Here is a 734-nt window from a genome sequence, read left to right as displayed (position 1 = left end):
AAACCTAAGTTCACGGTTAAAACAGTAAAATCTGATGGAACTGAGAGTGAGGAGAGCTATACAGATGTGGCTTCAGCGTTTGCCGGTGTAGGAACTTCTTTCACGGATTTACATAAAGAGATTACCAATGAAATTACCACTGCTCAGGCTGACGCCTTGTTGTGGGATAAGTCTAAAGGTGCGTTTGTAGCAACGCATGGGGACAGTAAAGAGAACAGCAAGATAACGTCTCTTAAAAATGGCGACATTAGTAGAACGTCAACGGATGCTGTAGCGGGTAACCAGCTATATGCACTAGGGAGCGGTGTTGCGAAGTCTTTAGGTGGTAAAGCTAAGTATGAGAATGGCACATGGACAGCTCCGACTTACGAGATCTCTAATATTTCTGCAGATGGTGATGTGGGAAAGAAGAGCTTCAATGATGTTGGTAGTGCCTTTGCGGGTCTTGATACGAGTGTCAAGAATGTGAACACACATCTGTCTAATGAGGTTAAAAAGTTTGATGAAAAACTAAGTAATATTACTCAAGCGGTTAATGGTGATGCTTTATTATGGAGCGACACTGCACATGCCTTTGTAGCGACGCATGGAGAGAAAGATAGCAAAAGCAATAGCAAGCTTACATCTCTTTTAGATGGCGTCATTAAGGATGGTTCCACGGATGCTGTAACGGGTAATCAGCTTCATGCTCTAGGTGATAAAGTTGCACAATCTTTAGGTGGAGGAGCTAAGTA

General features: G+C 42.9%; 1 pseudogene. It reads left to right on the top strand.

Annotated features, from left to right (window positions below):
• Window positions 1-734: pseudogene (locus ACFINL_RS09755) on the top strand (hypothetical protein); the annotation flags it as partial.

Source organism: Bartonella sp. AA78NXGY (genome assembly GCF_042197005.1).
In the GTDB taxonomy this organism is placed as follows: domain Bacteria; phylum Pseudomonadota; class Alphaproteobacteria; order Rhizobiales; family Rhizobiaceae; genus Bartonella.
This window is presented reverse-complemented; position numbering and strand designations above follow the sequence as displayed.